The following is a 19,859-nucleotide window of genomic DNA, read 5'->3' as shown; positions in this document are numbered from 1 at the left end:
AATGATCATCGTTCATCCTGGTTCAGGGTGTTTTTGCAAGAGTGACGCCAACCGGGTTACCAGCTTGTTACTGATTTAAGACAGGAGCCTTCTCAAAACGAGAAACTGCCGCTATTAGGCATTGAGCAATAATAAATCGCTATCAATCAGCCATGAGAGCAGCGTGTTTGCGAGCAATCGCGCGATTTAGCGGTGCAGAGAGGAAGATCGATAACGGTGCAGAGCGTCGATTTTTTGCACTATTAACGAGAGTAGCGATAAGGCGTTGCTATTTCTCACTTTGAGAAACGGCGTTTGATACCCCACCTTTGGCGTTAACGCCAGGCAAGGTAAACAGGCGGCAGGTGTTGCGATACAGGGCATCAGCAATGACTTCAGGCGGCTCAGAACGCAGCTCACATAGGGTGTGAAACACATTAGCTGCACGCTCAGGGCGGTTAGGTTGTCCCTGAAAACCATTGAGCAGCATATCGGGTGCATCGGTTTCCAGCAACAGGCTGTCGAGAGGAAGGTGAGAAATCGCCTGACGGGTTTTATTTGCGCGCGGATAAGTGATGGTGCCACCGACGCCAATGCAGTAACCCAGCCTGATAAAGGCCAGCGCCTGCTGTTCGCTGCCGGCAAAACCGTGCACGACGCCTTTGCGCGGCATATCGATACGGCGCAGCAACTGCGCCAAACGATCGTGAGTGCGTCTGGAGTGCAGCATCACCGGTAAGTCGTAGCGCTTCGCCAACGCCAGTTGCGCTTCCAGAAGTTCACATTGGCATTCGAAACGGGGCTCGGCCATATACAGATCCAGCCCAATTTCCCCGACCGCGACCAGCCTGTCATCGCGTTGACGTAGCTGCTGTTCAAGCAAGTCCAGATCGCTGTCCTGATGATGGGCAACATAGAGTGGGTGCAGACCAAGGGCGGCATAGAGCGCCGGGTGTGTTTGAGACAGCGCGACAATGCGCGCAAAATAGCGGGATTCAACCGAGGGCACCAGGATATGTGTTACCCCTGTCGCAGCGGCGAACGCAATACTTGCCACTTCATTTTCGATCAAAGGCGGAAAATCAAAGTGACAATGGGTATCTATAAAGGAAAAGCGCCTGAGGGAATTATCCATGCCTCAATGTAGCGTTGCCGAACCTTTTTTCGTCTGCACACCAGCATCCGATTGTTCGTCGCCCTCTTGCAGTCCGTAATCTTCCTGCAAGATGCCGGAAAGATAATCATTGTTGCTTTCCAGCCAGGCACAATCACTGTCAAACCATTCAGCCCACAGCGCCCAGAAGTTCCCTCTCAACTGCTTCCATCGACCTACCATGATATCGCTATTCATCACGAACCTCCCGAACAAACCGCACCGTAATCACACCAACGTTCAGTAAGCATCGCAAACAGTATGCGGGGTGACGATGACAATAATATTATCGATCAGATTGATTTTCGTTAACACCCCGTGCGCAGACTAAAATTTCAGACAAATGGCGATTTTTCGTGCGGGTGGCTAAGACCGCTTACGGCCCGCAAATAGGCTTATCAGGAACAGGATAATCCCGACAAGAAAGACAATTTTAGCTGCGCCCGCCGCCGTACCTGCCAGCCCGCCGAATCCCAGAGCCGCCGCGATCAGTGCAATAACCAGAAAAATGATGCCCCAACGAAACATACGCTCTCCTTACCTTAATGAGGGTGAGTGGCGCTCGTCCTGAGGTTAATTACGCATACCGCTGCGTTTCCACCTGTATTTTTTTAACGACACCAAGTGCTAATTGGCTTGAGGATGGTGGAGGTTGCCCTCCACCGAATACGCGAGCATTAAGGGGCAACGGGCCCATTAATGGGTGACTGTCAGATCATTTTTGACGCTTTTCACACCGGAAACCGCTTTGGCGATACTCTCCGCACGCGCTGACTGCGCGGTGTTTTTCACGTTACCGCTCAGTTGCACGACCCCTTCCTGAGTCTCCACTTTCACGTGGCGTGACGGCACGATTTTGTCAGCCAGCAGTTTGGCTTTGATACTGCTGGTGATGACCGCATCATCGGTATAGGAACCCACTGACTGAGTAGCGTTATCCTTGATTTGCAATTTGTCGCTCACCGACTGTACGCCTTCAGTTTTGGTCGCCACCGCGACTGCCTGCGCTGCCACGGCCTGACTAGGGACAAAACCGGTCAGCGTAACCACACCTTTGGTGGTGGAGACTGAAATGTCTCCACTGTCGATCACCTTATCATCCATTAGGGCACTCTTCACCTTGGCGGTGATGGTGCTGTCATCCATATATCCAGAAGCTTTCTGGAGAGAACTGTCAATCTTTGCGCCCGTCGTTGTCGCCGCCTGCTGCACTTTTTGCCCCAGCGTCTCTTCTGCCAGTGCATTCCCAGCCGTCAGCAGAGTTCCCAGTACAACAGCCATCATCGTTTTTGCGTTAAGGATGTTTTTCATCGATTATTTCCTTTTGCTATGGTCCACGCGGACATCAATCACGCGGGTGTTGGCACTCAATACAACTCAGCAAAAACCAAGCGTTTAACGTTGCCAAATATCCTGTAGTCGATATAACGAACTACATGATTTATCACCAGCAGTGAAACTCACTAATTGTTAACGCGATATTAACTATAGTGCATGGAACGACGATTCCTAGCGGAATAGGGAGGAAAAGTCCCGTTCCGACGGCATTTCGGATCTGTCCGTGGGAAAAAAGGAGGAAGGAATATCAAAGGGGGAAGGAATATCAGATGAAATCCACAGAATTCATTGATAAATATAAATAAAATAAAACCGGTGACTAAAAAGTCGAGCTGCGTACCTGAATCTTTTTAAACGCCGGTTTTTTAACCGTCTAAAACGCAATCGCGAGAGAAAATCAATGTTCGCGGGTTTTAAAGAAGGTGACATCCGAGTAGCGTTCCTGCGTCAAATTCAGGTTCACCATGGTCGGAGCCACATAAGCCAGGTTGTCACCGCCATCGAGCGCCAGATGCAATTCGTTCTTACGCTTGAACTCTTCAAATTTCTTCGCATCGGCACACTCAACCCAACGCGCAGTGGAGACGTTGACCGATTCATAGATGGCTTCCACATTGTACTCTGACTTCAGGCGCGCAACCACCACGTCAAACTGCAATACCCCCACGGCTCCCACAATCAAATCGTTGTTAGCAAGCGGGCGGAACACCTGCACAGCGCCCTCTTCCGAGAGCTGTACCAGCCCTTTGAGCAATTGTTTCTGCTTTAGCGGATCGCGCAGACGGATACGGCGGAACAACTCCGGCGCAAAGTTCGGGATACCGGTGAATTTCATATCCTCACCCTGCGTAAAGGTATCACCAATATGGATCGTACCGTGGTTGTGCAACCCAATGATATCGCCGGGGAATGCCTCTTCCACATGGGAACGATCACCCGCCATAAAGGTCAGCGCATCGGAAATGATCACTTCTTTGCCGGTACGCACCTGACGCAGCTTCATGCTCTTTTCATACTTGCCCGATACCACGCGCATAAAGGCGACGCGGTCGCGGTGTTTCGGGTCCATGTTCGCCTGAATTTTGAACACAAAACCGGTGAATTTCTCTTCCTGCGCCGTGACGGTACGGGTATCAGTGTTGCGCGGCATCGGTGCGGGCGCCCAGGCAACCAGCCCGTCCAGCATATGATCGACACCGAAGTTACCCAACGCAGTCCCGAAAAACACCGGCGTCAGAGAACCCGCCAGAAACGCTTCCTGATCGAACTCATGGGAAGCGCCCTGCACCAGCTCCAGCTCTTCACGCAGTTGCGCTGCCAGATCGTCACCAACTGCTTTATCCAGATCCGGATTATTCAGCCCTTTGACGATGCGCACTTCCTGAATCGTGTGGCCCTTACCGCTCTGGTAGAGGTAGGTTTCATCCTTGTACAGATGGTAAACGCCCTTGAACAGCTTACCGCAGCCAATCGGCCAGGTAATCGGCGCACAGTCGATTTTCAGTTCATTCTCGACCTCATCCAGCACCTCCATCGGATCGCGGATATCACGGTCAAGCTTGTTCATGAACGTCAGGATTAGCGTATCACGCAGACGAGTCACTTCCATCAGCTTACGGGTACGATCTTCCACCCCTTTTGCCGCATCAATCACCATCAGGCAACAGTCCACCGCCGTCAGGGTACGGTAGGTATCCTCGGAGAAGTCTTCGTGCCCCGGGGTATCCAGCAGATTGACCAGCGCATCCCGATACGAGAACTGCATCACTGACGTGGTGATGGAGATACCACGCTGCTTTTCCATCTCCATCCAGTCCGACTTGGCGTGCTGATTCGAGCCGCGCCCCTTCACCGTCCCGGCGGTCTGAATGGCCTGTCCGAACAGCAGCACCTTCTCGGTAATGGTGGTTTTACCGGCATCGGGGTGAGAGATAATTGCGAACGTTCTGCGTTTCGCAACTTCGCGGGCGTATTCACTTGGAGACATGATTTTCAGGTTTCTTATATTAACCATCCGGCGAGAGCATCAGCACTGGGATGTTCGCGTCAGGCAAAGTGGAAAAAAGCGTATTAGCCGAGTATTTTCCCTGATTTGCTGATGAGACACAATCAATCGGCTCATATTCGCGCAACACGCTGGAAATAAAAGGCAACGCATGCCCACAAACGTTGAGTGAAGAAATCCGGCATGCTGTTTTTTTACCCTGCCGCTGTCAGTAACCGATCAGGAGCACCGATGAAAGATTGGAACCCCGAGCTCTATTTACACTTTGCCAACGAACGCACCCGCCCGGCACAGGAGCTGGTTGCCCGCATCGCATATCCCAACCCTAACACCGTGAGCGATCTGGGCTGTGGGCCGGGTAACAGCACCGAGTTGTTAACACAGGCGTGGCCGCACGCTACCGTGACCGGCGTCGATAGCTCGTCAGCCATGCTGGCGCAAGCGCCTGCCGCTACAACAGTTTGTGCAAGCGGATATCGCTACCTGGCAGCCCGCACAACCACAGGATGTGATTTATGCCAACGCCTCGTTGCAATGGGTGCCGGAGCACACACAACTGTTTCCGCACCTGGCACAGCAGTTGGCCCAAGGCGGCATGCTGGCGGTGCAGATGTCGGATAACCTGGACAAACCCAGCCATCGGTTGATGCGCACTGTGGCCGAACAGGGAAACTGGAGTGATAAAATTGGCGATACCGCAAGTGTGCGCCAGCGCCTGCTCACCAGCAGCGCCTATTATGATCTTCTGGCGGATGCCGGTTGCGAGGTAGACGTGTGGCGCACCACCTACTATCACCGGATGGACGACGCACAGGCGATTGTCGATTGGCTCCGCGCCACTGGCCTGCTCAGCGTCGCTTGACGACGCTGAGCAGGCCGCATTCCTTGAGACATATCGCCAACATCTAGAAACCGCCTACCCGCCACACGCCGACGGCAAACGCCTGCTGGCGTTCCCACGTCTGTTTATCGTGGCGCGCAAACGCTAAGTGACACGCAAAGAAAAGGCCCGCACTGGCAGGCCTGAGGCAATCACTACACGTGAAAGGGTTATACTACCAGCGAAAGCAGCAGCACGATCAGTAACCCCACGACAGAGTTGGTCAGTTCCAACAGCCCCCAGGTCTTGAAGGTGTCTTTAATCGACAGCCCAAAATACTCTTTGAACAACCAGAAAGCGGCATCGTTAACGTGCGTAAGGGTGTTACTCCCGGATGCGGTGGCGAGCACCATCAACGCCGGGTTAACGTTAAATGTGGTGATCATCGGGCCGACAATCCCTGCCGCCGTGATGGCTGAGACGGTGCCGGCCCCCGTCTCAAGACGCAGCAGCACGGTAATAAACCAGGCCATGATTAACGGTGATACCGATGAATTACGCATCATATCCGCGATATAATCGCCGACGCCGGCATCCATGATAATTTGTTTAAACGCACCGCCCGCACCAATGATAAAGACCACCATGGCCACTTTTTCAATGGCAACGGTATAGGATTTCATGACATCGGACATACTCCTGCCACGATTAACGCCAAATGCAAACAGACTGACCAATACGGCAATCAACATACTGATTTGCGCACTGCCGATAAAATTAAGGAAAGGCAGCACCACGCTATTTTTGGCAATAAACAACTTCAGCACCGTAACACCAGTAATAATAATGGCCGGGATCAATGGCACCAAAAGGCTAACCGCAAAGCTTGGCATTTCATCATCAGAAAATACTTTTTGCAATTCTAATAACTCAGGAATGGGACGATCCAAATTTCCCAGAAGTTTGGGTAAAAGTATCCCCGAGCAAATCACGGTAGTAATGGCAACGATAATACCGTAAATATAAACCATCCCCATATCCGCATGGAATGCAGTCACCAGCGCAGTGGGGCCGGGCTGAGGCGGGAAAAGGCTATGCGCCGTGGTTGCGGCGGCGACCATGGTGATACCCAGCTTCAGGAAAGGGATTTTTGCTTCTCGGGCGATACTGATAATCAACGGAACCAAAATCAAGAAGGCCACTTCATAGAACATGGCCAGACCGAAAATCAACCCAATCACCAGGATGGCCCATTGGACTTTCTGCGGCCCGAATTTTTTCAGTAGCGTTGATGAAACCCGCTGCGCGGCACCGGAATCCACCATTAATTTACCCAGAATGGCACCAAACAGAATAATTAATGCCAGATGCCCCAGCGTACTATTTTAAATTTCATATTTAAAATTAACAGCAAAACGACACCCAGAGCCACCCATATAATGGGCAGCGCCTCAATAATGAAATTCATATTTTCCCCGTCAACATTGAATAAAAAAACAAAATCAGTCAGACATTTCTTTTCTACATACACTACCATAACAAAATATGCCCTACCAATTAAGCGCCCGCAATGTGCCAAAAACTGTGATGAAGATTAAATATTTTTTTATGGGGGAAAATGACTATGGCGATCGCGTGATTTAAATCACAAAAATAAATGCAACGTATACGACAAACATCAGGCTAATGAGAAACGTATTATACCAATAAAGCGAAGAGGGGAACCAAAAGGCGGGAAATGGCTACGGCAGCACGTAACAACACGGGCCACCGTTATCGATCTATTGCGATGACTCGGACTTGTCCGTTTTCTCCTCCGGCACGGACGCTGGCGTGCTCACGTCATCTTCTTTCACCGGTGTGTTGGCGGTGAGCAGATAGGGCGATTGCTGCCAGCGGCTACGGCGGTGCTGCAACAGTGTACGGGCCAGAATAATGCCGATCGCCAACGCCAACAAAATCATCAGACGCAAAATATTGGTGGTATTGTCGACCTGCTTGTGGCTTCGGTCGCCAATATGTGAGTATCGAGCGTCATGCGCAGAAAACCGATCGGGCCATCCTTGCCGTTGATGGGCTGCACAATCTGATGGTTGAAATAGCTACCAACCCGCTTACCATCCAGCGCCAGCCGATCGCGAACCACCACTTCTTCCCCAGTGCGGGCAATCAACGAACCGTCTTGCTGATAGAGTGCTGCGTCAAGAATGCGGCTATTTTGCGTCAACTGCGCCAGCATCGTGCTGATTTTCTGGCTGTTATCATCGTTGCTTTCCATCAGAGGCGTCAGGCTGAAAGCAACCTGTCGCGCCAGCGTGCGCGCAATGTCTTCAACCTGCTCGGAACGCGCCATTTGATGGCTCAGGCTGAAAATAAGATGCGCCCTGCATCAAGGCAACCAGCAGCGCCAGGCAGATCAGCACAATGGCGGTACGATGTAAGCGGAATTTTAACCGGGTGTGGGCCATGAGAATCCCTGAGCGATTTGCATACTTTCATGTTGCCAGAAGCGCTGACGATAGGATAGCTTGTTGCCCTGTTTTCTGAGTGATGTTCTGTTATGTTTACCCGCGTCAGTACGCGCTATTTTTGCCAGAAGAGGATGCCCCATGCCGAATAGTCAGACCTACCGCGATCTCCCAAACGGGATTAACTGTTGGCCGGGACTGCCGTTATCACTCAGCGGTGATGAAGTGATGCCGCTCGACTACCGTGCAGAGGACACCGGCTGGCTGCTCTACGGTGACGTACTCGACAAAAATTTGCTCTCACGCTACCAGCGCAAGCTCGGTGCGGCGATGGTGATCGTTAGCGCCTGGAACGTTGAAGATTATCAGGTAGTGCGTTTGGCCGGTTCGCTCACGCCACGTGCCACCAAACTGGCTCACGAACTGGGGATGGATGTAGCCCCGATGTGCAACACCCCGACGCTGCGTGCGCCCGGTTTGCTGGTGATGGACATGGACTCCACAGCCATCCAGACTGAGTGTATTGATGAAATTGCCAAACTGGCAGGCACCGTAGAAAAGGTGGCAGCGATTACCGAGCTGGCGATGCGCGGTGAGCTGGATTTCTCCTCCAGTCTGCGCGAACGCGTGGGTACTCTGAAGGGGGCCGATGCAGATATCCTGCAAAAAGTGCGTAAAAATCTGCCGCTGATGCCGGGACTGACCTACATGGTAGAACAGTTGCAGGCAGCAGGCTGGCACGTTGCCATCGCGTCCGGCGGCTTTACCTATTTCGCCGATCATCTGAAAGAGAAACTCGGCCTGGTTGCAGCAGTGGCCAACGAAATGGGCCTGCGCGACGGCAAACTGACCGGAGAAGTGGTCGGTCCGATCGTCGATGCCAAATATAAAGCAAAAACCCTGCGCCAACTGGCAGAAAAGCTGGAGATCCCCGAAGAGCAGACCATTGCCATCGGTGACGGTGCCAACGATCTGGTGATGATCAAGGCATCTGGACTCGGCATCGCCTATCATGCCAAGCCCAAAGTGAATGAGCAGGCGCCCGTCAGCATCCATCACGCCGATTTAACCGGCGTGATGTGCGTGCTGAGCGGCAGCCTGCGGCACGAAAAACGCTAACAGCAGTGAGGTGAACCGTGGCAAAAGCCGTTAAACGCGCCTTCGTTTGCAACGAATGTGGTGCCGACTACCCGCGCTGGCAGGGACAATGTAGCGCCTGCAACGCCTGGAACACCATTACCGAAGTTCGGCTGGCTGCCGCCGCGACGTCCCGCAGCGATCGTCGTACCGGCTATGCGGGCGAACATGAGGGCATCAGCCGCGTACAAAAGCTGTCTGACATCAGCCTGGAAGCGCTACCACGTTTTTCCACCGGATTTAGCGAGTTCGACCGCGTGTTAGGCGGCGGCGTGGTGCCCGGCAGCGCCATTCTGATCGGCGGCAACCCTGGCGCAGGTAAAAGTACCCTGCTGCTGCAAACCCTGTGCAAACTCTCCGAACAGATGAAAACCCTGTACGTCACCGGGGAGGAGTCACTACAGCAGGTGGCGATGCGTGCACACCGCTTGGGCCTACCGACGCAGCACCTCAATATGCTGTCCGAAACCAGCATCGAGCAAATTTGCCTGATTGCCGAACAAGAGCAGCCCAGACTGATGGTGATAGACTCCATTCAGGTGATGCATCTGGCCGATATCCAATCCTCACCCGGCAGCGTGGCGCAGGTGAGGGAAACCGCCGCCTATCTCACCCGCTTTGCCAAAACGCGCGGTGTCGCTATCGTGATGGTGGGCCACGTCACTAAAGATGGCTCATTGGCTGGCCCCAAAGTGCTGGAGCACTGCATTGACTGTTCCGTGCTGTTGGATGGTGATGCAGATTCCCGTTTTCGTACCCTGCGTAGCCACAAAAACCGTTTCGGTGCCGTCAACGAACTGGGTGTATTCGCCATGACGGAGCAGGGATTGCGCGAAGTCAGCAACCCCTCCGCCATTTTTCTTAGCCGGGGTGATGAAGTCATGTCCGGCAGCTCCGTTATGGTGGTGTGGGAAGGCACGCGCCCGCTGCTGGTGGAGATTCAGGCGCTGGTCGACCATTCGATGATGGCAAACCCCCGCCGCGTCGCCGTCGGTCTGGAACAGAATCGACTGGCACTTTTACTCGCCGTGCTACACCGCCACGGCGGGCTGCAAATGGCGGATCAGGATGTGTTCGTTAACGTGGTCGGCGGCGTAAAAGTCACCGAAACCAGCGCCGATCTGGCACTGCTGTTATCGCTAGTTTCCAGTCTGCGCGACAGGCCACTGCCGCAAGATCTGGTGGTGTTTGGCGAAGTGGGGCTGTCTGGCGAGATAAGGCCAGTGCCCAGCGGTCAGGAGCGCATTTCTGAAGCTGCCAAGCACGGCTTTAAATGCGCTATCGTCCCGCATGCCAATGCGCCAAAGCGCCCACCCGCCAACATGCAGGTGTTTGGCGTCAAAAAGCTGACCGACGCGCTGGCGATCCTCGACGATCTGTAGCGCCAATCTGCGGTAACATTCGCGCAGGTTAGGCAAGCTTGTGGTATCTTGGTTTAGCATGCTAAACACACGTGCTAAACCAAGAGTGCCTGACGATGTCATCTTTTGATTACCTGAAACCCACCATCCGCAAGAAAGGGTTTACCCTTCAGCAGGTTGCCGATGCAACCGGCATGACAAAGGGCTATCTCAGCCAGTTGCTGAATGCCAAGATCAAAAACCCCAGCGCCCAGAAACTGGAAGCGCTGCACCGCTTTCTTGAACTGGAATTTCCCCGTCACGACAAAACCATCGGGGTGGTATTCGGCAAGTTTTATCCACTGCATACCGGCCATATCTACCTGATCCAGCGCGCCTGTAGTCAGGTTGACGAGTTGCATGTGATCCTGGGTTATGATGAATCACGTGACCGTTTACTGTTTGAGCACAGCGCCATGTCGCAGCAGCCCACCGTGAGCGATCGTCTGCGTTGGCTGCTACAAACCTTTAAATATCAGAAAAATATCCGTATTCACGCCTTCAACGAAGAAGGCATGGAACCCTATCCGCACGGCTGGGATGCATGGAGCCGCGGCATCAAAGCCTTTATGCAAGAGAAGGCGATTGAGCCCAACTTTGTCTACACCAGCGAAGCAAAAGATGCCCCTCAGTATCGAGAACATTTGGGCATCGATGCGGTATTGGTTGACCCGGAACGCTCATTTATGAATATCAGCGGCGCGCAGATCCGTCACGATCCGTTCCGCTACTGGGATTACATTCCCACTGAAGTTAAACCCTTTTTCGTGCGCACTGTCGCCATCCTCGGCGGTGAATCCAGCGGTAAATCAACGCTGGTCAATAAGCTCGCCAATATCTTCAACACCACCAGCGCCTGGGAATTTGGCCGCGATTACGTTTTCTCCCATCTGGGCGAAGATGAGATGGCGCTGCAATATTCCGACTACGACAAAATCGCGCTTGGACAGGCACAATATATTGATTTTGCAGTTAAATACGCCAACAAAGTGGCCTTTATCGATACCGATTTCATCACGACCCAGGCATTCTGCAAGCAGTATGAAGGACGCGAGCACCCCTTTGTTCAGGCGCTGATTGACGAATATCGGTTTGATCTGGTGATTCTGCTGGAAAACAATACGCCCTGGATGGCAGATGGCTTACGTAGCCTGGGTAGCAGTACCGCGCGTAGCGCGTTCCAAACGCTACTGAAGAACATGCTGGTGAAGAACAACGTCGCTTATGTACACGTAACTGAATCAGACTATGATTCGCGTTTCCTGCGCTGTGTGGAACTGGTGCAGCAAATGCTATCGCACCACACGTCCGGCGGGCCAGATGCACCGACACTGTAATCAACCAGCGAGATTAGCTACACGCTACCACTGCCAGCGGCGAGAGGGTGTCAGAATGGCGGGTAAGGGAATGTCCCACGCTTCGCTCGGGATGGCATCCACCTGCTGGCAGTCATGGGCCAGCCCAATGGGGTATGGCCCCCGCTGCTGCCAGCCCTGCAACGTCCGGTCATAAAATCCGCCTCCCATACCCAGGCGTTGCCCCTGCGCATCAAACGCCACCAACGGGGTAAACAGAACGTCGAGCTGGGTCAACGGCAGCACATGGCGCACATCCAGACGCGGCTCAAGGATCTTGAGGCGATTCCTCACCAGTGGCGTCTGCGCATCGTACTGTAAAAACAGCAGATGCCCCGGGGAAAACGGGTGCAGCACCGGCAGATACACCGCTTTTCCCTGTTGCCACAGACTTGCAATCAATGGCTGGGTATCCAGCTCGCCATCAAACGACAAAAACAGCGCAATCCGCTGCGCCTGCTGCACTTCGGGCTGCTCCCACGCGCGTTCGACAATCTGGCAGGCAAATCGGGTTTGCTGTTCCGGTGTGAGCGCACGACGCAGCTGACGCACGCGATCGCGCATTGCCTGACGCTGTTGCTGTGGCGAAATGGGCATAGATGCAGAATTCATAGGCAAATAAGAGGGATAAAGAAAGGTAGAGAAGGGATCTCCGAGATGCCGCCGCAGGTAGTAACCCTTGAACCCTTGGTTCAAGGTGAACATACCGTCGCAACCTTAAGGCTTCTCGGACGAACCGAGCATGCTCACCGGCTGCGGAGCGTTACATTCTGTTGGTTTGAAATATCGGCTCAGGGGACTGACCCGCACAGACAAACACCTCAGAGAAATTTTATTCTTTACTCGTGAATAACTCTATCACGCTTTATAGCGAAAAACATCGGGCAACTAGCAAAAATCAATTTAAAAAACCAAAACGCGACCCGTAGCCATGCCGCCCACTTGACTCATTCGAAGGGCGTGCCATGGCGCTCACTGATGCGCCCTTGCTCCAGCAATGCCTGCTCGATGGTCTGCTGCAACATGCGGATCCGCTGCTCCATGTTCGCGGCATAATCCCGCGTTTTCAGGCGCTCTTGCGCCAGCTCATGGCATACGTTCAGCGCGGCAATAAACACCAATTGTTCCGTGTTGGTCACGCGTGTGCGTACTTTGAGATCCTGCAACCGCTGGTTAAGATCTTCCGCAGCCTGATTCAACGCTTCCTGTTGTTCCGGCGGACAATTGACTCTTAACGAACGGCCAAAGATTTGAATATCTACTGGTTGTGCAGACATGCCCCTTTCCTGCCTCATTTCGTTTTCTGCGCCCGCAGAAAAAATTCATATCACTGGCTGGCAACAGCCCATTCACGCGGGCGCCACTATAATAACTCAACTTAGAAGAAACAAGCCCTTTCTGGCATAGCAGCAGAGCTTGGTGGTAGCATAACACGATACCAATCCGTCAACGATGACCAAAGCACATGTCCATAGAAACCACGTATCCCGGCTATGAAACCATAGACACGCTCCTTACACAGCAACAAGTTGCACTGACGGCAGCGGAAATGCATGGGCTTATCAGCGGTATCCTGTGCGGGGGCAACAATGATGACAGCTGGAAAACGCTGTTACACGAACTGACAAACGATGGTTTGGCGTTCTCTCACCTTGTGTCTCAACCTCTGCAAACGCTGTATCAGGTCACGAAAGAGGCACTGGAAGAGAGCGACTTTGAATTCCAGTTGCTGCTGCCGGATGACGACAACACGGCAGTGAGCGTATTTGATCGTGCCGATGCGCTGGCCGGATGGGTCAATCACTTTCTGCTCGGGCTGGGAGTCGTTCAGCCACGTTTGAACAAGGCCCAGGGCGAACTGAAAGAAGCCATCGACGATTTACGCAATATTGCGCAGCTCGGCTATGACGAAGATGAAGATCAGGAAGAGCTGGCGCAATCGCTGGAAGAAATCATCGAATACGTCAGAGTCTCTGCCATTCTCTGCCACAGCGAGTATAACCGTCCGGTACAAACCGCACCGGAGAAGAAAAAACCGACGCTACACTAAGTGCATCAGGCATTACCCCAGTGATTCCCGCACAGGAAGGGAATCACCGAAGGCGTATCAAACAAGGGCAGGTGATGATTCAACAAGACGCTTTTTGTCAGGAATATACTCGCCGCCGCCAGCAGTTGCTGGAAAAAATGGCACCGGCCAGCGCAGCCCTCTTTTTCGCTGCGCCAGAGGCAACGCGCAGCGCTGACAGTGAGTATCCTTACCGCCAAAACAGCGATTTCTGGTACTTCACCGGATTTAACGAGCCGGAAGCGGTGCTGTTACTGGTAAAGAGCGATGAACACCATCACCATACCTTGCTGTTCAACCGCGTGCGCGACGTCACGGCGGAAATCTGGTTTGGCCGCCGCCTGGGACAAGAAGCGGCCCCGTCGCTCTTGAATGTCGATCGCGCCCTGCCCTTTACCGACATCAATGCGCAATTGCATCTGCTGCTGAACGGACTGGATGTGATTTATCATGCACAAGGGCTGTATGACTACGCCGACAGTCTGGTATTCAACGCGCTGGAGACACTGCGGCGGGGCACGCGTCAGGGTCTCATCGCTCCGCCCACGCTGACCGACTGGCGCCCCTGGGTGCATGAAATGCGCCTGTTTAAATCGCCGAAAGAGATAGAACTGATGCGCCGGGCCGGAGAGATCACCGCCAAGGCCCACACCCGTGCCATGACAAGCTGTGAACCCGGGATGTACGAGTACCAGTTGGAAGGGGAGATTCATCATGAATTTACCCGCCACGGCGCACGCTCCCCCTCCTATAACACCATTGTCGGCAGCGGTGATAACGGCTGCATTCTGCACTACACCGAGAACGAGCGGCAAATGCGCGAAGGCGATTTGGTACTGATTGACGCCGGTTGTGAATATCAGGGCTATGCCGGCGATATCACGCGCACCTTCCCGGTTAGCGGGAAATTCAGCGCCCCACAGCGCGCGATTTACGACATTGTGCTGGCTTCGCAACGCAAAGCGCTGGTGCTGTTCAAGCCAGGTGTCAGCATTCGCGAAGTGAACGAGCAGGTGATCCGTATCATGGTCGAGGGGCTGGTCAAACTCGGCGTGCTGAAAGGTAGCGTCGATGAGCTGATCGCTGAACAGGCGCACCGTGCGTTCTACATGCATGGTCTCAGCCATTGGTTGGGACTGGACGTGCATGATGTCGGCGATTACGGTGCCCCAGATCGCAGTCGTCTGCTGGAACCCGGCATGGTGCTCACCGTCGAACCGGGGCTATATATCGCCCCAGACGCCAAAGTGCCCCATGAGTATCGCGGCATCGGTATCCGCATCGAGGATGATATTCTGATTACTGACAGCGGTAACGAGGTGTTAACAGCTGGCGTGGTCAAAGACGCCGATGAAATTGAAGCGCTGATGGCGCAGGCCAGCGCGGCACGACAGGCAGCGAGATAATCGCCATGACGATCCTGATAGTCGGCGGTGGTATGGCGGGAGCCACACTGGCACTGGCCATTTCCGCCCTTTCCGGCGGCACCCTTCCCGCCGAGGTGGTTGAAGCACACTCGCCGCTGGACAGCGCGCATCCCGGCTTCGACGCGCGCGCCATTGCTCTGGCGGAAGGCACGGTGCAACAGCTCAAACGTATCGGTGTCTGGCAAGCCATTGTGGGCGAGGCTGAACCTATCACCACGGTGCACGTCAGCGATCGCGGCCACGCAGGCGTGGTCAACATGCAGGCCCGCGACTACCGAGCCGCCGCGCTGGGTTATGTGGTGGAACTGCATCAGATTGGGCAAACCCTGTTTCGGTTACTCCACAATGCGCCGGGCGTGCGTGTGCACTGCCCGCGCAAGGTGGTGCACGTTGAGCGCAGCGCAGAAGATGCCACACTGCAACTGGATGACGGCAGCACGCTGCGCGGGCAGCTTTTAGTGGCGGCAGACGGCTCGTCCTCAGCGTTGGCGCAGGCTTGTGGTATGCAATGGGTGACAGAGGAATATCCGCAGTTTGCCGTTATTGCCAACATCCGCACCCAGCAGCCTCACGCAGGCAAAGCCTTTGAGCGTTTTACCCCTGACGGCCCGTTGGCACTGCTGCCGATGCGCGGTGGGCGCAGTTCGCTGGTGTGGTGCCACCCCTTGGCGAACCAGACACAGGTCGCTGCCTGGAGTGACGCCGAATGTCGCGCTGCGCTACAACACGCGTTTGGCTGGCGACTGGGAGCAATAACCCATATCGGCGAACGCCACACGTATCCGTTGCGGCTGGTGACGGCGGCGCGCCATATCGCTCATCGCGTGGCGTTGGTGGGCAATGCAGCGCAAACGCTGCACCCGATTGCCGGTCAGGGTTTCAATCTGGGACTGCGCGACGTGATGTCGCTGGCAGAAACCCTTACGCAGGCCGCCGCGCATCAGGAAGACGCCGGCAATTATCGCGTGCTGAGCCGCTACGCACAGCGTCGAGAGCCGGACCAGCAGGCTACGATTGCGCTGACCGACGGTCTGGCGCGCCTGTTCGCCAACAGTTTTACCACGCTGGAAGTGGGCCGTAATCTGGGTTTGATGACCTTGAATACCGTTGCGCCCGTGCGTGATACCTTTGCGCGCCGCACGCTGGGCTGGGTCGATCGTTAATGCAAGCAACAGGAAATAGTGCTTATGCAATCATTTGATGTGGTTATCGCGGGCGGCGGCATGATCGGTCTGGCATTAGCCTGTGGGCTACAACATTCCGGGCTGCGTATTGCCGTTCTGGAACAGCGCACGCCACCGCAAACGGCAGCCGACGGTGCTTATTCACTGCGCGTCTCCGCTATCAACACGGCCAGCGAATGCCTGCTGCGTCATCTCGATGTTTGGCAAGACATCAAGGCACAGCGCATCAGCCCCTATAACGCCATGTACGTGTGGGACAAAGACAGCTTTGGCAACATCCATTTCGAGGGAGATGCCTATGGCTTTTCCCGTCTCGGCCACATTATCGAAAACGATGTCATCCAACGCGCTCTGTGGCAGCGAGCAGAGCAGGCAAAAGACATTACGCTGATAGCACCTGCGGTATTGCAACAGGTGGCCTGGGGCGAGAACGACGCATTTATCACGCTGGACGATGGCACCATGCTTACCGCACGGCTGGTAGTCGGCGCAGACGGTGCCCACTCCTGGCTACGTCAGCAGGCAGATATTCCGCTAACTTTCTGGGATTACGGCCATCACGCACTAGTGGCAACAGTACGCACCGAACGTCCGCACGATGGCGTGGCGCGACAGGTGTTCCATGGCGACGGCATTCTGGCGTTTCTGCCGTTGGCAGATGCACACCTCTGCTCGATTGTGTGGTCGCTGCCGCCATTGCAGGCCGAAGCCATGCTGGCGCTGACCAATGAGGCATTTGACCAGCAGCTGGCGATCGCCTTTGATACCCATCTTGGGCTGTGCACCACAATCAGTGCACGGCAAACACACCCGTTAACCGGGCGCTATGCGCGCAGCTTTGCCGCACATCGGCTGGCTCTGGTGGGTGATGCCGCGCACACCATCCACCCGCTCGCCGGGCAGGGCGTCAACCTCGGGTTTATGGATGTCGCCACGCTTATCTCAGAAATCAAACGCTTACAAGGGCAAGGCAAGGATATCGGGCAACATCTCTATCTGCGCCGCTATGAACGCCAGCGCAAGCACAGTGCCGCGCTGATGTTGGCCAGCATGCAAGGTTTCAGAGAGCTGTTTAACGGAGAGAACCCAGCGAAAAAACTGCTGCGTGATATCGGCCTGACGCTGGCAGATCTCCTGCCGGGGGTGAAGCCGGTACTGGTGCGTCAGGCGATGGGATTAAATGACCTGCCGGAATGGCTGGCGCAAACCACTACGCCACAGTAAGTGAAGCGGTACGCCTGAGTGGGCGTACCGTTAACATCACTTCTTCTCATGGCGCGTCGTTTTATCCAGATACCCCATAAGAAACGCCGACAGCACAAACGTCAGGTGGATAATGACATACCACATCAGCTTGTTATCCGGCGTGTTGCGCGCATCCATAAACACGCGCAGCAAATGAATGGAAGAAATGGCGACGATCGATGCCGCAACTTTGTTCTTGAGCGAGCCGGAGTCCATCTTGCCGAGCCAGCTCAGCTTCTCCCGGTTCTCATCGATGTTCAGCGTCGAGACAAAATTCTCATAGCCAGAAAGCATTACCATCACCAACAGGCCCCCCACCAGCGTCATGTCAATCAGCGACAGCAGCACCAGGATCAGATCGGCCTCTGCCAACGCAAACACATTGGGCAGAATGTGAAACACCTCCTGGAAAAATTTAAGCATCAGCGCCAACAGCCCGAGATAGATCGGGGCCAGCAGCCAGCGCGTGGTGTACATCAGGTTTTCAATAAAACGTTCCATAGTTCTTCTTTTAGCAGGTGAATAACCACCGTCGCGTAACATGCACACGACGGCAAAGCGCACAGTTTACTGATCGACCACTGAGCCATCCACATGAAGACGAGTTTTCAGCGGGCGGCGACGGTAGGGATATTTTTCTGCCACGTTATCCGCCAGTTCTATGCCAATACCCGGCGCGGTGGGGATCTCCATAAAACCGTCGACACACTTGAAGATGCTCTTGACCACGTCGCGCTTCAATACACCATTTTCCACGCCGGTTGCGCCAAACTTCTCCGACAATGCGGGCTGGTTGTCACCGGGATACTCCAGCAGGGCAAAGTTGGGGATGCTCACCGCAATTTGCAAACAGGCCGCCGTAGAGACCGGGCTAAGCGGGTTATGCGGCACCACCATCAGGTCGTGCGCTTCAGCCAGCGCCGCGATTTTTTTCGCACCGGTAATCCCCCCCCGCACATGCACACGTCTGGCCGCACGTAGGAGACGGCATTGCGCTTAATCAGCATGGCAAACTCTTGCAGGTTGTTCAGACGCTCGCCAGTGGCAATCGGCACGTTAATCTTATCCGCCACCTGCGCCATCGAATCAAAGTTATCCGCACCAATCGGATCTTCAATAAAGTAAGGCAGATAAGGCGCAATACCCTGTGCAAAAACGATAGCATCGTGCGGTTTCAGACGGCGATGCACCTCAATACAGAGATCAACGTCATTCCCCACCGCTTCGCGATAAGCACCAATGCGTTCAATGGCTTCGCCAATCTCTTTCGCATGGGTGGTGAAATAGGGATCGCCGAGCGACTCATCCAGAAATGGTGTCAGGTGTCCAATCGCGGTAAAACCCTGCGCTTTCATCTTTTTCAGGTTGGCGATGGTCTCTTCCGTGGTTTTGCCCCCGGCATGGGCATAAACCCTCGCCTTGTCGCGGCAGCGACCGCCCAGCAAGTTGTAGACCGGGGTATCGTAGAATTTGCCCGCAATATCCCACAGCGCGATGTCGATGGCGCTGATCGCCCCCATGATAGCCGCCCCACGAAAATGCCAGCAACGGTACATATACTGCCAGTGGTGTTCAATACGCAGCGGATCTTGCCCGATCAGGTAGGTTTTCAGCGCTTCCACCGCCCCCATAGAGGCATCCAGAAACCCCCGCCTGATTCACCAATGCCGACAAGACCTTCATCGGTGTGAATTTCGACAAACAGGTAGCGATTCGCCAGGATGGTTTTGACATCTGTAATTTTCACGTTGCTTTACTCTACTTTCAGCCAGATTGGGATCCCAAACCGTTAGAATAACCCGAGCGTGCCGTGCTTCGTCAATGCTTAAACGCCCTTCCACTTGAAACGCTATTTCATTCTTTCCTTTGGCAATTTTTGTGACACCAGTGGCATTCACCTTTTGCATCTTGCCGTGTGACACACCGGTGAGGGCACGGAGCGGAAGGTCTCCCCCTCGTTCACTTTTTACACTTGCCCCATCGAACCATCCCCCGTGATGCGTTCATACACGTACTCCTACTCTGATTAGAATGAAAACAAGAGGGTTCTATGAATAGCGCAATTCTCCTCGGGCTTTTCTGGCATTTTGTCGGTGCTGCCAGTGCGGCTTGCTTCTATGCCCCGTTCAAAAAGGTCCGTCATATAGCGCGGCAAATCATTTGATACCGAAAGGCAAAATATTTAATACGCTCAAAAATCACACAAATGAAAATTATTTGATACCAATTGCTGTACTGATGTAACGCTTTTATTGTCCCTAAAACATCATGAACTTGGTT

The 19,859-nt window shown here is 54.1% G+C and carries 18 protein-coding genes, 1 other RNA gene and 4 pseudogenes; 9 read left to right on the top strand and 14 right to left on the bottom strand.

The genetic code is table 11. The features are described 5' to 3' along the window. Positions 1–268 precede the first annotated feature (268 nt). From ACMZI0_RS18135 to prfC, 5 genes are all read right to left on the bottom strand, one after another. Positions 269–1,114, bottom strand: coding sequence for a TatD family hydrolase (locus ACMZI0_RS18135; RefSeq protein WP_415674011.1), 846 nt, complete (start codon positions 1,112–1,114; stop codon positions 269–271). 3 nt (positions 1,115–1,117) lie between these two features. Beyond that, on the bottom strand, positions 1,118–1,330 hold the full coding sequence (locus tag ACMZI0_RS18130; protein WP_415674010.1) for a CsbD family protein: 213 nt from the start codon (positions 1,328–1,330) through the stop codon (positions 1,118–1,120). A gap of 168 nt (positions 1,331–1,498) precedes the next feature. Beyond that, positions 1,499–1,660 (bottom strand): DUF1328 domain-containing protein, encoded by a 162-nt coding sequence (locus ACMZI0_RS18125; RefSeq protein ID WP_415674009.1) that lies wholly within the window; start codon positions 1,658–1,660, stop codon positions 1,499–1,501. Positions 1,661–1,828: 168 nt separating this feature from the next. Beyond that, a complete protein-coding gene (osmY, locus tag ACMZI0_RS18120) occupies positions 1,829–2,443 on the bottom strand; it encodes a molecular chaperone OsmY (protein WP_415674008.1) in 615 nt (204 codons plus the stop codon). A gap of 424 nt (positions 2,444–2,867) precedes the next feature. Beyond that, the gene (prfC, locus tag ACMZI0_RS18115) at positions 2,868–4,457 is read right to left on the bottom strand and encodes a peptide chain release factor 3 (RefSeq protein WP_415674007.1); all 1,590 of its coding nucleotides are present in this window, start codon (positions 4,455–4,457) and stop codon (positions 2,868–2,870) included. A 249-nt stretch (positions 4,458–4,706) separates the two neighbouring features. Here prfC and tam point away from each other — a divergent pair. Further along, positions 4,707–5,464 (top strand): annotated as a pseudogene (tam, locus tag ACMZI0_RS18110) (trans-aconitate 2-methyltransferase). A 61-nt stretch (positions 5,465–5,525) separates the two neighbouring features. Here tam and ACMZI0_RS18105 read toward each other — a convergent pair. Then, positions 5,526–6,751: pseudogene (locus ACMZI0_RS18105) on the bottom strand (gluconate:H+ symporter). A 325-nt stretch (positions 6,752–7,076) separates the two neighbouring features. Beyond that, positions 7,077–7,763, bottom strand: a pseudogene (locus tag ACMZI0_RS18100) (YtjB family periplasmic protein). A 141-nt stretch (positions 7,764–7,904) separates the two neighbouring features. Between ACMZI0_RS18100 and serB the strand changes: the two are divergent. From serB to nadR, 3 genes are all read left to right on the top strand, one after another. Further along, positions 7,905–8,882: a phosphoserine phosphatase gene (serB, locus tag ACMZI0_RS18095; protein WP_415674006.1), complete on the top strand. Its 978-nt coding sequence runs from the start codon at positions 7,905–7,907 to the stop codon at positions 8,880–8,882. Between the two features lie 17 nt (positions 8,883–8,899). Further along, a complete protein-coding gene (radA, locus tag ACMZI0_RS18090) occupies positions 8,900–10,282 on the top strand; it encodes a DNA repair protein RadA (RefSeq protein WP_415674005.1) in 1,383 nt (460 codons plus the stop codon). 95 nt (positions 10,283–10,377) lie between these two features. Beyond that, positions 10,378–11,637: a multifunctional transcriptional regulator/nicotinamide-nucleotide adenylyltransferase/ribosylnicotinamide kinase NadR gene (nadR, locus tag ACMZI0_RS18085; RefSeq protein WP_415674004.1), complete on the top strand. Its 1,260-nt coding sequence runs from the start codon at positions 10,378–10,380 to the stop codon at positions 11,635–11,637. Between the two features lie 24 nt (positions 11,638–11,661). Here the strand turns inward: nadR and ACMZI0_RS18080 are convergent, their stop codons facing one another. The 3 genes from ACMZI0_RS18080 to zapA all read right to left on the bottom strand — a co-directional run bounded on the left by ACMZI0_RS18080 (position 11,662) and on the right by zapA (position 12,932). After that, positions 11,662–12,252, bottom strand: a complete 591-nt coding sequence (locus ACMZI0_RS18080) for a 5-formyltetrahydrofolate cyclo-ligase (protein WP_415674003.1) — start codon at positions 12,250–12,252, stop codon at positions 11,662–11,664. A 48-nt stretch (positions 12,253–12,300) separates the two neighbouring features. Next, positions 12,301–12,486, bottom strand: a non-coding RNA gene (gene ssrS / locus ACMZI0_RS18075) — 6S RNA. Positions 12,487–12,602: 116 nt separating this feature from the next. Continuing rightward, the gene (zapA, locus tag ACMZI0_RS18070; protein ID WP_415674002.1) at positions 12,603–12,932 is read right to left on the bottom strand and encodes a cell division protein ZapA; all 330 of its coding nucleotides are present in this window, start codon (positions 12,930–12,932) and stop codon (positions 12,603–12,605) included. Positions 12,933–13,120: 188 nt separating this feature from the next. Here zapA and ACMZI0_RS18065 point away from each other — a divergent pair, with 188 nt between their 5' ends. The 4 genes from ACMZI0_RS18065 (at position 13,121) to ubiI (ending at position 17,558) form a co-directional block, all read left to right on the top strand. Beyond that, entirely contained in the window at positions 13,121–13,705 is a 585-nt protein-coding gene (locus tag ACMZI0_RS18065) for a YecA family protein (protein ID WP_415674001.1), read from the top strand. A gap of 74 nt (positions 13,706–13,779) precedes the next feature. After that, positions 13,780–15,129 carry a Xaa-Pro aminopeptidase gene (pepP, locus tag ACMZI0_RS18060; protein WP_415674151.1) on the top strand — a complete coding sequence of 450 codons (1,350 nt, stop codon included), beginning with the start codon at positions 13,780–13,782 and terminating at the stop codon, positions 15,127–15,129. 5 nt (positions 15,130–15,134) lie between these two features. Next, the gene (gene ubiH, locus ACMZI0_RS18055; RefSeq protein WP_415674000.1) at positions 15,135–16,313 is read left to right on the top strand and encodes a 2-octaprenyl-6-methoxyphenyl hydroxylase; all 1,179 of its coding nucleotides are present in this window, start codon (positions 15,135–15,137) and stop codon (positions 16,311–16,313) included. Between the two features lie 24 nt (positions 16,314–16,337). Beyond that, positions 16,338–17,558: an FAD-dependent 2-octaprenylphenol hydroxylase gene (gene ubiI / locus ACMZI0_RS18050; protein WP_415673999.1), complete on the top strand. Its 1,221-nt coding sequence runs from the start codon at positions 16,338–16,340 to the stop codon at positions 17,556–17,558. A 36-nt stretch (positions 17,559–17,594) separates the two neighbouring features. Here ubiI and ACMZI0_RS18045 read toward each other — a convergent pair whose 3' ends face one another. From ACMZI0_RS18045 to ACMZI0_RS18030, 4 genes are all read right to left on the bottom strand, one after another. After that, on the bottom strand, positions 17,595–18,080 hold the full coding sequence (locus tag ACMZI0_RS18045) for a TIGR00645 family protein (RefSeq protein ID WP_415673998.1): 486 nt from the start codon (positions 18,078–18,080) through the stop codon (positions 17,595–17,597). A gap of 66 nt (positions 18,081–18,146) precedes the next feature. Further along, entirely contained in the window at positions 18,147–18,536 is a 390-nt protein-coding gene (locus tag ACMZI0_RS18040) for an enolase C-terminal domain-like protein (RefSeq protein ID WP_415673997.1), read from the bottom strand. Continuing rightward, complete coding sequence (locus ACMZI0_RS18035) at positions 18,476–19,210, bottom strand: mandelate racemase/muconate lactonizing enzyme family protein (protein ID WP_415673996.1); 735 nt, start codon at positions 19,208–19,210, stop codon at positions 18,476–18,478. The genes ACMZI0_RS18040 and ACMZI0_RS18035 overlap by 61 nt, the downstream gene beginning before the upstream one ends. Then, on the bottom strand, positions 19,189–19,326 hold the full coding sequence (locus ACMZI0_RS18030; RefSeq protein WP_415673995.1) for a hypothetical protein: 138 nt from the start codon (positions 19,324–19,326) through the stop codon (positions 19,189–19,191). The genes ACMZI0_RS18035 and ACMZI0_RS18030 overlap by 22 nt, the downstream gene beginning before the upstream one ends. A 303-nt stretch (positions 19,327–19,629) precedes the next feature. Between ACMZI0_RS18030 and ACMZI0_RS18025 the strand changes: the two are divergent. Next, positions 19,630–19,722 (top strand): annotated as a pseudogene (locus ACMZI0_RS18025) (L-rhamnose/proton symporter RhaT); the annotation flags it as partial. Positions 19,723–19,859 lie beyond the last annotated feature (137 nt).

Source organism: Symbiopectobacterium sp., from assembly GCF_047692315.1.
Taxonomy (GTDB): Bacteria; Pseudomonadota; Gammaproteobacteria; order Enterobacterales; family Enterobacteriaceae; genus Symbiopectobacterium.
The sequence above is the reverse complement of the archived record's forward strand: the minus strand, read 5'-3'. Positions and strand labels throughout refer to the sequence as shown.

Excerpts from the sequence above, each read along its gene's own strand:
- ACMZI0_RS18135 (WP_415674011.1), bottom strand. The coding sequence starts at position 1,114 with ATGGATAATTCCCTCAGGCGCTTTTCCTTTATAGATACCCATTGTCAC.
- ACMZI0_RS18130 (WP_415674010.1), bottom strand. The coding sequence starts at position 1,330 with ATGAATAGCGATATCATGGTAGGTCGATGGAAGCAGTTGAGAGGGAAC.
- ACMZI0_RS18125 (WP_415674009.1), bottom strand. The coding sequence starts at position 1,660 with ATGTTTCGTTGGGGCATCATTTTTCTGGTTATTGCACTGATCGCGGCG.
- osmY (WP_415674008.1), bottom strand. The coding sequence starts at position 2,443 with ATGAAAAACATCCTTAACGCAAAAACGATGATGGCTGTTGTACTGGGA.
- prfC (WP_415674007.1), bottom strand. The coding sequence starts at position 4,457 with ATGTCTCCAAGTGAATACGCCCGCGAAGTTGCGAAACGCAGAACGTTC.
- serB (WP_415674006.1), top strand. The coding sequence starts at position 7,905 with ATGCCGAATAGTCAGACCTACCGCGATCTCCCAAACGGGATTAACTGT.
- nadR (WP_415674004.1), top strand. The coding sequence starts at position 10,378 with ATGTCATCTTTTGATTACCTGAAACCCACCATCCGCAAGAAAGGGTTT.
- ACMZI0_RS18080 (WP_415674003.1), bottom strand. The coding sequence starts at position 12,252 with ATGCCCATTTCGCCACAGCAACAGCGTCAGGCAATGCGCGATCGCGTG.
- zapA (WP_415674002.1), bottom strand. The coding sequence starts at position 12,932 with ATGTCTGCACAACCAGTAGATATTCAAATCTTTGGCCGTTCGTTAAGA.
- ACMZI0_RS18065 (WP_415674001.1), top strand. The coding sequence starts at position 13,121 with ATGTCCATAGAAACCACGTATCCCGGCTATGAAACCATAGACACGCTC.
- pepP (WP_415674151.1), top strand. The coding sequence starts at position 13,780 with ATGATTCAACAAGACGCTTTTTGTCAGGAATATACTCGCCGCCGCCAG.
- ubiH (WP_415674000.1), top strand. The coding sequence starts at position 15,135 with ATGACGATCCTGATAGTCGGCGGTGGTATGGCGGGAGCCACACTGGCA.
- ubiI (WP_415673999.1), top strand. The coding sequence starts at position 16,338 with ATGCAATCATTTGATGTGGTTATCGCGGGCGGCGGCATGATCGGTCTG.
- ACMZI0_RS18045 (WP_415673998.1), bottom strand. The coding sequence starts at position 18,080 with ATGGAACGTTTTATTGAAAACCTGATGTACACCACGCGCTGGCTGCTG.
- ACMZI0_RS18035 (WP_415673996.1), bottom strand. The coding sequence starts at position 19,210 with ATGGGGGCGGTGGAAGCGCTGAAAACCTACCTGATCGGGCAAGATCCG.